Origin of the sequence: Vibrio marisflavi CECT 7928 (assembly GCF_921294215.1) — a bacterium.
Lineage (GTDB): Bacteria > Pseudomonadota > Gammaproteobacteria > Enterobacterales > Vibrionaceae > Vibrio > Vibrio marisflavi.
Genome location: NZ_CAKLDM010000001.1, coordinates 210529 through 224054, shown reverse-complemented (window position 1 = coordinate 224054; position 13526 = coordinate 210529). Strand labels below are relative to the sequence as shown.

Genomic DNA, 13526 nt, shown 5'->3' with positions numbered 1-13526 from the left:
GTTACTCCGCTTGTGGTTCTTCAGCTTCAATACCCAACTCTTTTAATAGAGCATTCCTTGAGGATTCATCTTGAATCAGTCCTTGTACCTTTTTGCGGAACTCCGGCACATTGCTCAATGGACTCTTAAGTGCCTTTAACGCATCTCTCAGTTCCATTAATTTTGCAATTTCAGGGATTTGGCGAATGATTTGGTCTGGCTCAAAATCTTTCATGCTCTCGACTTTAAGATTTACAGGCAGTTGTTCGTCTTCTTCGGCACCAGCAAGCTTTTTGGGAACGGCAAATTCTAGGTTCAGTCCCTGCGCCTTTAACACATCGTTGAAGTTATCTTTGTCAACGTTGACAGGTGTTCTATCTTCAACCATGCGCTCGTCTTCAGCCAAGGTAAAGTCTCCTACGACCAACATCTTAAGCGGCAACTCTACTTCTTCTTTAGCGTCACCAGTCGCTGGTTTGTAGACGATATTTACCCGCTCTTTTGGGGCGACTGAACTTTCTTTTGCCATTACATTTTTCTCCGTATCAGCAGCTTACTTAGCTGCCTGAAAATATCTGATTGCGATCGCTGGATCGATTAGATGTATTTGATTTAAAAAATTATTTGCGGCATCGCGCTGCCCCAAGGATAGGTGGCACTCATGGGCAACCTTATAAGCACCTAAAGCCAACTCTGGCAGCCACTTGTCTAAACGACATTCCTCAATTTGCTGCAAAATGGAACTCAATTGCGTTAGAGCTAACTGCTGGTAGCCAGCTTGTTGGAGTAGCTGAGCCAGTTTTACGTCTATGCGGCACTGATTTTGATGGCTCTCACCAAGTAAGCAACCTTTTAGGTAACTCATTGCTTGTTCTATCTTATTTGCAGTAATCAGCTCGTTCGCTTTGGCTTCATATTTGCTGACATCATCTAGCGCGTCACATTGGCTATCATTTGAAAGCTGCAAGCCCTTGAGCCAACTTTGAGTCTGAATATTTGCGAAATCAGTTCCGTCGCTAAATTTCAATAGTGGCAACTCAGGCAAGCGAAAAATAAGTGAAGCGCATGACTGCTCGACTTCTCGGCGTGCTTGTTCAAACTCATACCCTAAACTGGCGAGTAGCTGGCAAGAGTCAAAGCTCAAATCTAGCCAATATGGGTTACTTGCAATTTTGCTTTCGCTCGCTCTAAGCCAAATCAATGCATCCCCCGTATCCTTGGCAGATTTCAGTACCAATTTAGTTTGCCTAGATGGAGCATTGACCTTGGTTTTCAGTCCATCATTCGGTGGCAATTGGTCTAGCTTAGACCATGCTGAAAAGCGGCGTAATCTATAGCTAAGCTCTCGTTTTTCATCTTCTTCAAAGAGTTTCTCAGCGCATATCTCCAGTTGAGATAGACTGGATGCCAACAACTGTTTCGCGGTGCTATCTTTGGCGCCCTCATCACCGCTTAACATAGCGTTAAAGTCCAATTCACCACCTAGACTTAGGGATGATTGAGTATCTTGACTGTTTTCAACGTCGCTTTTATCAATGCGAATATCACTTTCTATAGATACCGAGTCTTCACTCTCGTTCTTTCTTGTGTCGTCGTGACTAACAATAATCTCCGCTTTCTGGCTAACCGCCTGAGATTCGCTTAGCACTATAGCCGCCGCATTGCCATTTTCAGTATTAGAACTAGCAGCACTCGTTTGTTCTTGAACTATCGGTATTCTATTTAGGTGATTAAGTAACCCACGCATCACTGGCGCATCGTCATACTCTTCGACTAACGCGCATTCTAAATTTTGGATCGCGTCAGTCGCTGCTTGAATATCAGCAACATCCAATTCAACTCCAGCCTGAACAAACTTTTCTGCCCAACTATTTGTCCAATCCAACCACCATTGAATTGCGTTGATTCTGCCTCGTACGCGCTTTTTTGGTGGGTAAGCATCTTGCCAGAAGTTCTCTGTCATTCCCTTCAGCAAGTTTGCTCCTTGAGCAATCCCGTTGACTCCGTCTAACTGGCAACGCGCGACAGCTAAATAGGCAGCAAACTGAAAGTGCTTTCCGTAATTCGCCAGCAGGTTACGAACATCTGTATCAACGAGCTGCCAATCCACAGCATCCGGGCCTAAGTCCATTGCATTAAGCTTCGCAATCTCAGCTAAAGTAGGCTCTGATTCAGGCAAATCTGATAAATTGACGCCCGCAGGAGACTGACCTTGTATAGGGTCAACGCCTAGCACTGAGATCGTGTCGCTCAAGATTTATCCTTAATGTTATTATTTATGAATTAGTGAAAACCAATTTATAATTCTTATAAAAAAGAACTATTAATACTTATTATTATTTGCCAATCCAATCCATGACTAGTATTCAAATAATTTATGGAGCAAGATGCTACCGATTAAATATTTCAGTTTGGTGATGGTTATATGAAACAAATACATCTCCATATCTACAAAAATATCATCTATACAATAATTAATTGGAATGAGAAAATAACAAAAAATAATCTCAATAAATGATAGTCTTGCCAATATAGCTTTTAAGAACACACCAAAACTAGATATAGCCTATTTAGGTTACTCTCTACCGTCTTGGAGTGAACCTCTTAAGAATCTATATATTTATTTGCAAGCATTGTTGCTTTTTTATATTACAGAAATATTACGAAGATGGGCCTGCTATTTGTAACACTGTACTACACTATTCGCGCCATATTTAAAACAAGAAATAAGCAGCAATGCTATTTGTTCAAACAACAAAAGGAGGGTAAAAAATGATGATAATTCATATAATTACCATCAAAGGCTATGTACTGCTTACATATCAAGCGAGACGGGGATTTACTTAAATTATCAGTTACTTATGAATTCATGTTAATGTCTAATTGTCGGCTTTTATTACATTTTGTCTTTATTTTATTCCATAAATAGCACTCTAGATTGGGCGATAAATCAATTATCATCCTTTAGTAGGCAAATAAAAATAATGGAACCATGTTCTCAAGTTTAAAACTTTAACCGATGTTTTCAATAGCAGAAATACTCGCCTTGTTCTCTAGAGAATTGCTGAAAGGCGTTACATCTATGATTGGTGAACCACTTATGAGGAAAGTGTATAGATCAGAAAAGTGTAAGTCTCGCTTGACTGACTTCTACATATCTTTAGCTAATAGTGACGTGCCTAGCATTATATAGAACAATTGTTCAAAGCCCTCTTTATCAATAAAGAGGGGTAATCGGATTACGTATTTCGAATGACTAAGTTTGGTGCGAGCTTAACAATAGAAGGAATGTCCTCTTCGTCAGACCACAATTTATCCAACAAAGAAATCACTTGCATCACAATACTATCTACTGGTTGTGCGACTGTAGTCAGCTTATATCCTTCCCAAGCCGCTTGAGGAATATCATCACAACCGACTAATCTTAGATCATTAGGGATCTGCATATTCGCTTCAATCTTACAGCAATCTGATACACCTAATGCTAAAGCATCACATGCGCAAAATAGGCCATCGAGTTTTTGGATTTGCTGCAGGTTCTGCTTTGCCGCTTCGTAGCCCGCGCCATAACTGTAGCTACCAGCCGGAATCAACACTGGTTGTTCTAGGCCAAGCTCTTGGAAAACACTTTTCAGCCCTTCATGCCTTTCTCTTGAAGCCATGCCATCCTCTAGGCCAGAAACATATCCGACTTTCTGAACACCTTCAGAAGCGAAGTACTTAGCAACCAGCCGACCTGATTCAAAATTGTCTGTTTTCACAAAAGGCACATGGCCAGAATCATCTGCTCGACCTAAAGTAACCATGGGCAAAGATAGCTCTAAACATTTAACAAAGCTTTCTTCCGGGAGAGAGCCCGCAATTGCAATCACCCCATCAACTTGATAGCCAGATAACCTAAGAATCGCTTCATCCATTTCTTCTGGATGCTTAATGTTCATTAAGATAGGTTGTTTGCCATGCTTTTGAAGTTCTGTGGACAGTTTTTCAAATAGGTAGGACTCATAGCAGTTTGACACTTCAGCAACCAACACCGCAACAAGGTTTGAGCGTTTGTTCTGCCCAGGGGTACTTAATGTGCGAGCAAATATATTCGGGTGGTAGCCAAGCTCTTTTGCTGCCTTCAATATCCTATCTCGTTTAGCAGCATGGATACTCGCCCCTTTGGTAAAGGCTCTCGAAACAGCTGAACGTGAAACACCAACATATGCTGCAACGTCTGAGGAAGTAATCTTTCTTTTCATTTTCTAATTTCCATAAACTGTTCTTACCCTACTCTCTCTAAACACATAGCAATGTGTTCTACCCGAACTTACAAACATTTAAGACATGTTATTCATTTATCAGTTCTAACGCTTTGAATAACAGAAAGAATAATTAACCACCTGATTGATAAGCACTAATAGCTGAGCTTAGTTCGATAGAAGTAACGCGAATGCTTGAAGGTAAATCTTTACTGAGCAGCAAAATAGACCGCGTCATATGACATAGTCAGAGCGCTGCTCTCTTGTTGGTTGGTTAACTTGCAGTAGTTCTTTGTCCAATCGTCGATAAACGAGGAGCTAAAATGTTTACAATGAGGCAACCAGCCTTGAATGTAACGTTTAAAACTCTCTGAATTAGGGAATGTGGTCGATCTTGGCTTTTGCCATATGTCCACTTCAGAAAAGCCAGCACTGACAAGAAGCTGCTTAAAGCTTGTCAACGTATGAAACTGATAAGGATTGCTAAACCCAACCGCTTCATCACGATATTCTTCAGATGTTTCCAGTAGCTCAGCTGCCTTCCATAACTCTTCGCATCTAGGGTAAATAACGCCTAGAAATATACCGTTGCCATCAAGCTTATTTCTTACACCAGACAATACCAAGTCAATATCTTTTATCCAATGCAAGCAGTTAAAGCTCGTGATAATAGAGAATCGATCACATAGCTCATCAATATTAGCTGCATCAATATTAAAAAACTTCACCTCAGGAAAACACTCCTTGGCATAGTCAATCATTGGCTTAGACACGTCAATTCCAGTAACTTTGGCACCTAGTTGCCGCATGCAGTCCGATATTTTCCCATCTCCACAACCAATATCCAATAGTGGCTCATTTTTTAATTCAAGCCCTATTGAAACCAATAAGCTCATGGCCTCTGAAGCCTGAACGTTAGAGTTTTTACTGTAAAATTCAGCGTCTTGAAATAACATTACAACTATCTTTATCGAACAAACAAATTGACTAAATTAGATACTAGCATAAGAATTTTTAATGTCATCGGGATTGACTACGAGTCATGATATTTCAAAGCAGAATACCACACGAGAAATAAATTCAAAACTCCAATATTATTGATATCTTCGGTATAAAGAAATGACAAAAATAATACAATTTACAATACCGATTAAAAGGCTAGAATCAGAGAAATATCACAATGGCTAGGATATTTATAATGAAAGAAGCAGCACTAACAATTGGTATCATTTCAGCTTTGCCTCAAGAACAAGTAAGCTTGCTTACTAAAATTGAAGATCGCAAGCAACTAACCCCAACAGTAATTAAAGGAAGAATTGGCAACCATACAGTCATTGTGACTCTCTCGGGTATGGGCAAAGTCAATGCCTCCTCCACGGCTCAAATGCTAATTTCTCAATACAATATTGACGCTATTCTCTTCTCTGGTGTGGCTGGTGGACTGAACCCCGACTATAAAGTTGGCGACGTTGTTATCGCTTCGAAAGCATTCCAACATGATTTTGGGTACGCGGGAGAAAGCTTTGTTATGCGTGCAGTAGGCCATTTGCCTGAAATTGGCCTAGGCTCTGAAAGCGCAGATCCGAATATAGACCTAAGTCAGTTTTGGACAAAAAAAGCATTAGATAACATTAAGCAACATGCTTCTATATGTAGCGAGTCATTCTCAGCTGTCGAAGTCAACAATCAACATTATCACCCTAAGCTATTCCTAAATGGCACAGATGCGACTGGTGATGTTTTTGTTGCCAATGGAGAATTGAAGTCTAAGCTGCAAGAGCTCGGCGGAGATCTGGTAGAAATGGAAGGAGGTGCTGTTGCGCAAGTTGCCTTGAACAACAAGGTACCATGTATGATTATTCGTGCGATATCTGATGCAGCAGACCAACAGGCAGAAATTAACTTTCAAACATTCTTCGAACAAGTGGCGAGCAACAATGCGACGTTGGTAGCTGAGCTCGTAAATAGCATCAACTACCCTATCAAGTAATGAGCGGAGTTTAATCTCAGCGTCAATATTTTCGGCTTCATACTACTGAAGCCGTCTTTTATGTAGAGCATGTGTATGAACGACAATCCATTTCATGAAAAGATAATTCAGCTAGTCGAAAATTGGAAAATAGAAAAGCTCTGCAATGACTACTTTGCCGAGCAATTTCTCTGGAAAGTAAAAGGCAGTGGGCAGTTCTCTACAACGTATACGTCCAAAGAAGAATATTTTGAAAAAGCTCTCAATCGATTAAGTCGACATATTCGTGAAGGGGCAACAATCTCTGTTCTTGATAGCTATAGTGTTCGTGACACATTGATTCTTGAATTAGAGGGTCAAATGACCACTATCTCTGGTCAACCATACCACAATCAATACTGTTGGATTATTAAGACTGATAAAGAAAAAATCACCTCTATTACCGCCTATTTAGACACCTTACTTCTTGAAAGAGTGATCAACCAAGAAGAAGCTACATCAAGCGGTAGCAAACAATCGTAGTCCAATAGCTTCATCCCTATCAACGTCAGCCGATCCGCATCGATCTGACAATACGATTATCTATATCAACTAGTGATGAAGCTTTACAATTAGAAGGGCTATCGTTATTGAAGCCCTTTTACTTTTTCTTCCTCACGTAAAGTCAGCACTTCATAACCTGAGTGAGTCACCAAAACTGTATGCTCTGATTGAGCTGACAACTTTTTGTCACGGGTTACGACAGTCCAACCATCTTTTTTGGTCTTTGTTTTAGCCGTGCCTTGATTAATCATCGGCTCGATAGTGAAAGTCATTCCAGCCTTCAAACGCAAGCCTTGATTAGGTAGACCAAAGTGAAGAACTTGAGGTTCTTCGTGCATTTCTCGGCCAATACCATGTCCACAATATTCACGTACTACACTATAGCCATTCTTCTCAGCATGTGTTTGAATCGCATAGCCAATATCACCTAGCGTTGCACCAGGCTTCACCTGCTGGATCCCCTGCCACATAGCTTGATAAGTTACATCCACTAACTTTCTAGCCATTGGCGAAGCATCTGGCATAACGTACATTTTGCTTGAATCTGCAATATAGCCATTTTTTTCCAGTGTAATATCGAGATTGATAATATCTTTACGATTTAGCACCTGTGCCGCTTTGGGAACCCCATGGCAAATAACATCATTCAAGGAAGAATTAAGAACATATTGATAGCCGTACTGACCTTTGCTTGCTGGTCTAGCTTTTAACTCATTGACAATGAAGTTTTCAACCTTGTTATTGATATCCATTGTAGAGACACCGGGCTTCACATATTCATCTAGCATTTCAAATACTTTTGCTAGCAACTGCCCCGACTCTCTCATCAAGACAATTTCAGACTCGGATTTTACTTCAACCTGATTACTCACGAATCGTACCCACCGTATGTGCGACGTTATCACTAGACACCGCAGCAGTATTCATTAAATGCGCAACTATTTCATTAAAAGTAAGATGAGGGTGTAACTCGGCTAGCATTCCTATTTTTATCCAAAACTCAGCTTGTGAGTTAATGGATCGGGACATAACGGAGCTGGCTTTACGAATTTCTTCGTGCATATCTTCAGAAATTTTAACAATACCCATAAATACACTATATATACAAATTGTATGCGAAATGTATATTCTCTGATTTTTAATTGCAAGTGGGAACCTAAAGACATGCATTCACAATACAAATAACAAGAGTATACACATTCCCTTGATATCTACTTACGCTTCTTGTGGTGGGATATTTTTCTATCTAAGCTATAAACACTACAAATAAATTACGCATAATTATAACCCAAATAGCAATCTTTACCGTTTGCAATACTTAAATTACATACTATTAATGGAATATTAACTTTCATTTATTTTGTTTAAGTTGCAGATTTATTGCGCTTAATATCACAGCACTACACTGTTGTTAATTTCAATCTTGTCATTAATGAGGTGTTTTCAGAGAAAATAACAAGGAACTGCAGATCTAATGTTATTCCTATGTATTGATAAATGTTTTCCTCGTGTTAATTTAATTGCGCAAGGTTGTTACATAGAGAGTAATAACTATATTCAATTAAGGAAGAACAAATGAAATTCGTAAATAAGGTTGGCATTGTATCGGCAATTATTTTTTCTGGAGCAACTATGGCAGCTTCAGATTTTAGATCTGAAAAAGCTTACTGTATTGATCATGATGGTAAAGTTGAATCAATGGTTGCAAAATTCGGTTCTGACCTTAATGGCTTTGAAAAAGAATTCTGTACATTTGAAAAAGGAGATGGGTTTATTGCAGTAGGCCTAGACACTTATGCTTCTGAAAAGCCTAGTATTGCTGCTACTTATATTCAAAGACTAAATCCAATTCCAGACGGTTCTAGCCTACGTGAAGGGCCTGAAACTAACCCTTCGATGAACGTGTGTACAAATCTTGGAGGCTCAAGTATTACTTTTAACGTTGTATCTGGCGGCTTCACAAATAATTTAGGTGCTTCTGATATTTGTACATTTGGCGATGGTTCAATGGTAAGTGCATGGTCACTAATGTACATGGCAGATGGCCGACAAGATTACGACCAAGTGAAAGATACTGTTCGCTCTGAACCTATTAGCTTCATGTACATCCCTGGCCAATAATAAAGGTCTGGCTATTCGATGAGGGTGCGAATGCACCCTCTTTTTATTTACAGCCTCTAGGTTACAAAACTTTGCCAGTTCTCTCGTACAAGTATTGGTTGACTTGTCTTATATAATGCAACTTAAGGTAACACTCGAGATGAAATTTAGACTTTACTGAGAATTTACGCCTTAGCTCCAGAATGGCAGCTTCTACTGTTCTCACAGATCGATTTGTAATAATCGAAATGTTTTTTGAATCCATTTCTAATGCAATAAGTTTCAAGTAGTTAAGTTGAATTGTGGTTAGATCAAAACGCTCTTTCAAGGAGTCAAATGGTGAAAAAACACCTTGCTCATTGTCATTAACTCTATACTTTTCAAGTGATTTAACATTAAACAAAACCTCCAACTCTTCCTGATTAAAGGTTTTGTAAAAGTATAGAGAGAGGTTGTGTAAAATATTAAAGTAAGCACTCACTGGACTATTGTATTTGTCTTCAAACAGAAAATAAAAAGAGTCCTTTCCATGCCCAATATCAAACTCTAAAACAATACACCGTACACTTTCACTTAACTCAAACTCTTCAACGAAAGCATCTTTCAAAGGCTTAGATAACTCAGAGAATCGATCGTATATAGGACGAACTTGCGACAAGTTCAGAGTAGGTTCCTCAAACAAGATGCCTAACTTATACAGACCGAAGATCATATCTGGCCTCAAAGAGACACAAGTAAGTTGTGAATGCCTATCAATTCTAGAAAATGAAAAATTGATAATGTTCAGATCAGGAATAATAGCATCAAGTATATTTTGCATCGCTATTGAGCAGCTAGAAAGCATTCCTTTATTTTCTTCTAATCTGTCTATTTCCTTCAATCCGAGTTGCGCGGAGTCGGCTGCTATATTAAACCTTTCAATACATGTCATAAAATCACCAACTTATATTATTTTCAAAACAACCAGACTTTTCAGAACAAACCAATTGAACACGCGAATTGATCCCTAGCATAAAATAAACAAGCCTTATGAATATTCATCATTAAGGTAGCAAAATTGACTAGGATATATGTTAAGTTAAACCCCAAAAACACTAAATGCGTAGTGACTACCAAAATTACATTGTACATTATTTACTAGAAGATAGTTCATTAATTGATAATTCTAATAGCTACCTTTTCAAACAAAGATATTGTGGAATAGAAATATAAACCTATATAGGAGCTAACTTGAAAATAAAATTCCAAGTAGAAGGCTTTACCTTGAATATTTAGAAAACTTTTCTTTCTTAACTTTTGTTTCTTAACTTTTGTTTCTTAACAAATGTAATTGTCCTTTTGTTGCCTGATGGAAACAAGCACTGGACACTTTTGGCTCGATAAATTGTATCAACAACAAAATGGCACTCCCCCTCGAGGTGACAACGTTAGTTGAAATCGAGTATCGAAAGTTACAACGATAATTCAAACTTTAGATCACAACTTTTGCCCTGAGAATGGGCATTAATTCCGCAAAATATTAAATTTGAAGAATTAAGCTATTTTGAATATCTACATGCAATTTTTAGAATGAAAGTAACGGACCGTTAACATCACGAGTAAACCTCTTACTCGTGATCACCTACCTAGGAGCAAGTGTGAAAAATTACCTAATTGTTTTTGCTATCCTATTCCAACTGACTGGCTGTTCGCCAGGGAGTAATCCTCAAGCTCTAGGCACATTGGAAAGAGACCGAATTACTTTTACTGCAACGTCGAATGAAATTATTCGAGCGCTTCCTGTTCAAGAAGGTAGCCCAGTAAAAGTTGGAGAAGTGCTAGTCCAGCTAGATACAAAAAATCAGCAAGCCATACTCGCGCAATCCATTGCTCAAGAAGCACAAGCAAGAGCCTATCTCTTGAAGTTAACCAATGGTGAGCGACCACAAGACATCGCATCAGCTCAGGCTAACGTCTCACTCGCCGATGCGCAGCTGACCGAAGCAGAAAAAAGCTACAAACGTACCTTCGAGCTAAGAAAGAAAAAGCTAATCAGCCAATCCGACCTTGATTCGGCATTAGCTAGCAGAGACTCTGCAAGAGCTAACTATCGCTCAGCCTACGAAGAGTTTGAAAAGCTCACCGCAGGCTCTAGGCCCGAAGATGTCGCTCAGGCAAAAGCTGAATTGGACGCTGCGATTGCAGAAGTATCTTTACAAAAACAAAAACTTGATGAACTTACCGTTGTGTCTACACGTGACGGTATTTTAGACAACTTGCCATACAACCTTGGTGAACGTGTGCCAACTGACGGTATTGTCGCGGTTGTACAGGCTAACCGTATTCCATATGCACAAGTATATGTACCGGAAACTTACCGGACCCAATTTACTCCGGGTAAAAAAGTGACGGTTCACGTGGATGGTGTCAAAAAGACTTTTCAAGGAACGGTTCGCTGGGTAGCAACTGATCCGTCCTTTACACCGTATTACGCTCTTACGGAGCAAGATCGTTCACGACTTATGTACCTAGCAAAAATAGATTTGGGAAAAACAGCAGCTAACCTGCCATCAGGTATCCCGGCCCAAGTGGATTTAAGTAAGGATAGCCAATGACCGAATACGCTATTCAAGCTCAAAATGTTGTCAAACGTTTCGGGGATTTCACAGCCATTGAAGGGATAACTCTGAATGTTCCTAAAGGAAGCATCTATGGCTTCTTAGGACCCAATGGCTGTGGGAAGTCGACAACTATCCGCGTGCTGACCGGCCTTTTAACGCCAACGGAAGGCTCTGTTGATGTTCTTGGTTTAGAAATACCTCGCCAATCTGAATTGCTCAGACTGAAAATTGGTTATATGACACAAAAGTTCTCCCTCTACGAAGACTTAACCGTGGAAGAAAATCTTCAGTTTATCGGGCAAATCTTCGGTATGGGCAGAAAGCCATTGGCAAAACGTGTCAATGAACAGCTCAGTACATATGGGTTAGACCAACGCCGAAAGCAGAGAGTATCGGGAATGAGCGGTGGACAAAAGCAGCGCCTATCACTCGCGGCTGCAACCATGCATAACCCAGAGCTACTCTTTCTTGATGAACCAACTTCCGCCGTTGATCCTGAAAATCGCCGCGAGTTTTGGGAGCAGCTTTTTGATCTTTCCGATCAAGGCACCACGATATTGGTGACAACTCACTATATGGATGAAGCTGAACGTTGCCACCGACTCGCAATTATGGAAGCGGGACTAATTAAGGCCGATGGCGAACCTTTGTCATTGATGGACGAAATGGGCGTCAATATTGTTGAAATCAATGCCGATGGATTAAGAGCACTAAAAGAGAAGTTGCTCAAACGTCCAGAAGTGCGCTCTGCAGCCCAACTTGGGATACGCTTGCGGGTTCTCATCAATCGAGAAGTACCTGATCCTATCGCTTGGCTAAAATCGACGTTTGTTGAACTAAGTAGCGCCGAAATGAATCTTGCAAGACCAAGCTTAGAGGACGTATTCGTATCGGTGACAGGGACGGGAAGACAATGAATTCAATTAATCGAATCAAAGCCGTCGTAACAAAAGAGCTCAGACAGTTGTCGAGGGACAACATTACCTTTGCCATGGTCGTGATGATACCACTGATACAATTACTTTTATTTGGTTATGCCATTAACACCAATGTCAGAAATATACCTGTCGCGGTAGTAGACCAAAGCCAAAGTGCAGCAGGGCGAATACTGGTGGAATCAGTTCGTGCAACGCAAGTGGTCAATTTCATCAAATACTACGCGACACCTAAGGAAGCCGAAAAAGCTATTCAGGATGGTGTCGTTCGAGCTGCTTTGATATTGCCAAAAGACCTCACCCAACGCGCGGTACAAGGAAGAGTTCTGGGGCAATGGATTATCGATGGTAGTGACACCATTTTAAGTAGTGCCATTATGGCGTTGCAAAACATGCCGGTTGGCGACACAGCAATACAGATCCGGCCCACTCAAACGAATACATTCGAAATGACCTTGTTTTTCAACCCAAGTAGTCGCTCGGCCGTAAATACTGTACCCGGATTACTCGGTATCATCTTAACGATGACAATGATTCTCTTTACAAGTACAGCCATTGTGAGAGAACGTGAGCATGGCAACCTCGAACTGCTCATCACTACGCCAGTCAGCTCGTTTGAATTGATGGTTGCGAAGATAATTCCATACATCGGAGTAGGACTTATACAGGCCACCATAATCCTTGCTCTTGGGCATTTGATTTTTAACGTCCCTATCAATGGAGCGCTTTCGCAAATCTTCTTAGCCACCTTATTATTTATCGGCGCGAGTCTAACGCTAGGCTTAGTTATCTCTACGGCGGCGCAAACTCAGCTCCAAGCAATGCAGATGACCTTTTTCATCCTGCTCCCTTCCATCCTTCTTTCAGGATTCATGTTCCCTTATGAAGGTATGCCCGCTGCGGCGCAATGGATAGCTGAAGCACTCCCAGCCACCCACTTTATGCGTATGATACGAGGAATTGTTTTAAGAGGCGCGGATTTAGTCGGACTGTGGAAAGATACACTTTGGATGCTCGGCTTTATGATTTTAGGCCTTGCATTTGCGTCACTTAGATTTAAAAAGTCTTTGGATTAACCCTTTCGGAGATACAAAAATGCCAGCTATCACGCTGGCATTTTTTACGTTTAAATTGGAAAATCTGGTGTTTCTACTCT

General features: G+C 40.3%; 13 protein-coding genes. 6 read left to right on the top strand and 7 right to left on the bottom strand.

The genetic code is table 11. The annotated features are described in order from the left end of the window. Position 1: 1 nt before the first annotated feature. The 4 genes from tssB to L7A31_RS01020 all read right to left on the bottom strand — a co-directional run bounded on the left by tssB (position 2) and on the right by L7A31_RS01020 (position 5179). Positions 2 to 508 (bottom strand): type VI secretion system contractile sheath small subunit, encoded by a 507-nt coding sequence (gene tssB / locus L7A31_RS01035; protein ID WP_237359620.1) that lies wholly within the window; start codon positions 506 to 508, stop codon positions 2 to 4. A 24-nt stretch (positions 509 to 532) separates the two neighbouring features. Continuing rightward, positions 533 to 2233: a type VI secretion system protein TssA gene (tssA, locus tag L7A31_RS01030; RefSeq protein WP_237359619.1), complete on the bottom strand. Its 1701-nt coding sequence runs from the start codon at positions 2231 to 2233 to the stop codon at positions 533 to 535. A 985-nt stretch (positions 2234 to 3218) separates the two neighbouring features. Further along, entirely contained in the window at positions 3219 to 4223 is a 1005-nt protein-coding gene (locus L7A31_RS01025; RefSeq protein ID WP_237359618.1) for a LacI family DNA-binding transcriptional regulator, read from the bottom strand. 209 nt (positions 4224 to 4432) lie between these two features. Next, positions 4433 to 5179, bottom strand: coding sequence for a class I SAM-dependent DNA methyltransferase (locus L7A31_RS01020; RefSeq protein WP_237359617.1), 747 nt, complete (start codon positions 5177 to 5179; stop codon positions 4433 to 4435). Between the two features lie 242 nt (positions 5180 to 5421). Between L7A31_RS01020 and L7A31_RS01015 the strand changes: the two genes are divergently transcribed. Together L7A31_RS01015 and L7A31_RS01010 are read left to right on the top strand one after the other, a co-directional pair. Beyond that, the gene (locus tag L7A31_RS01015; RefSeq protein ID WP_237359616.1) at positions 5422 to 6213 is read left to right on the top strand and encodes a 5'-methylthioadenosine/adenosylhomocysteine nucleosidase; all 792 of its coding nucleotides are present in this window, start codon (positions 5422 to 5424) and stop codon (positions 6211 to 6213) included. Positions 6214 to 6288: 75 nt separating this feature from the next. Beyond that, positions 6289 to 6714: a nuclear transport factor 2 family protein gene (locus tag L7A31_RS01010; protein WP_237359615.1), complete on the top strand. Its 426-nt coding sequence runs from the start codon at positions 6289 to 6291 to the stop codon at positions 6712 to 6714. Between the two features lie 104 nt (positions 6715 to 6818). Here the strand turns inward: L7A31_RS01010 and map are convergent, their stop codons facing one another. Beyond that, positions 6819 to 7607: a type I methionyl aminopeptidase gene (map, locus tag L7A31_RS01005; RefSeq protein ID WP_237359614.1), complete on the bottom strand. Its 789-nt coding sequence runs from the start codon at positions 7605 to 7607 to the stop codon at positions 6819 to 6821. Next, entirely contained in the window at positions 7600 to 7824 is a 225-nt protein-coding gene (locus L7A31_RS01000; RefSeq protein WP_237359613.1) for a ParD-like family protein, read from the bottom strand. The genes map and L7A31_RS01000 overlap by 8 nt, the downstream gene beginning before the upstream one ends. A 486-nt stretch (positions 7825 to 8310) precedes the next feature. Here L7A31_RS01000 and L7A31_RS00995 point away from each other — a divergent pair, with 486 nt between their 5' ends. After that, entirely contained in the window at positions 8311 to 8856 is a 546-nt protein-coding gene (locus tag L7A31_RS00995) for a DUF333 domain-containing protein (RefSeq protein WP_237359612.1), read from the top strand. 61 nt (positions 8857 to 8917) lie between these two features. Here L7A31_RS00995 and L7A31_RS00990 read toward each other — a convergent pair whose 3' ends face one another. After that, positions 8918 to 9766, bottom strand: a complete 849-nt coding sequence (locus L7A31_RS00990) for a helix-turn-helix transcriptional regulator (protein WP_237359611.1) — start codon at positions 9764 to 9766, stop codon at positions 8918 to 8920. 706 nt (positions 9767 to 10472) lie between these two features. Here L7A31_RS00990 and L7A31_RS00985 point away from each other — a divergent pair. Genes L7A31_RS00985 through L7A31_RS00975 form a run of 3 tightly spaced genes read left to right on the top strand, consistent with a single transcriptional unit; the run spans position 10473 to position 13446 of the window. Then, positions 10473 to 11429, top strand: a complete 957-nt coding sequence (locus tag L7A31_RS00985) for an HlyD family secretion protein (protein ID WP_435532869.1) — start codon at positions 10473 to 10475, stop codon at positions 11427 to 11429. Further along, entirely contained in the window at positions 11426 to 12352 is a 927-nt protein-coding gene (locus L7A31_RS00980) for an ABC transporter ATP-binding protein (RefSeq protein WP_237359610.1), read from the top strand. Before L7A31_RS00985 ends, L7A31_RS00980 begins: the two co-directional genes overlap by 4 nt. Next, positions 12349 to 13446, top strand: a complete 1098-nt coding sequence (locus L7A31_RS00975) for an ABC transporter permease (protein WP_237359609.1) — start codon at positions 12349 to 12351, stop codon at positions 13444 to 13446. The genes L7A31_RS00980 and L7A31_RS00975 overlap by 4 nt, the downstream gene beginning before the upstream one ends. Positions 13447 to 13526 lie beyond the last annotated feature (80 nt).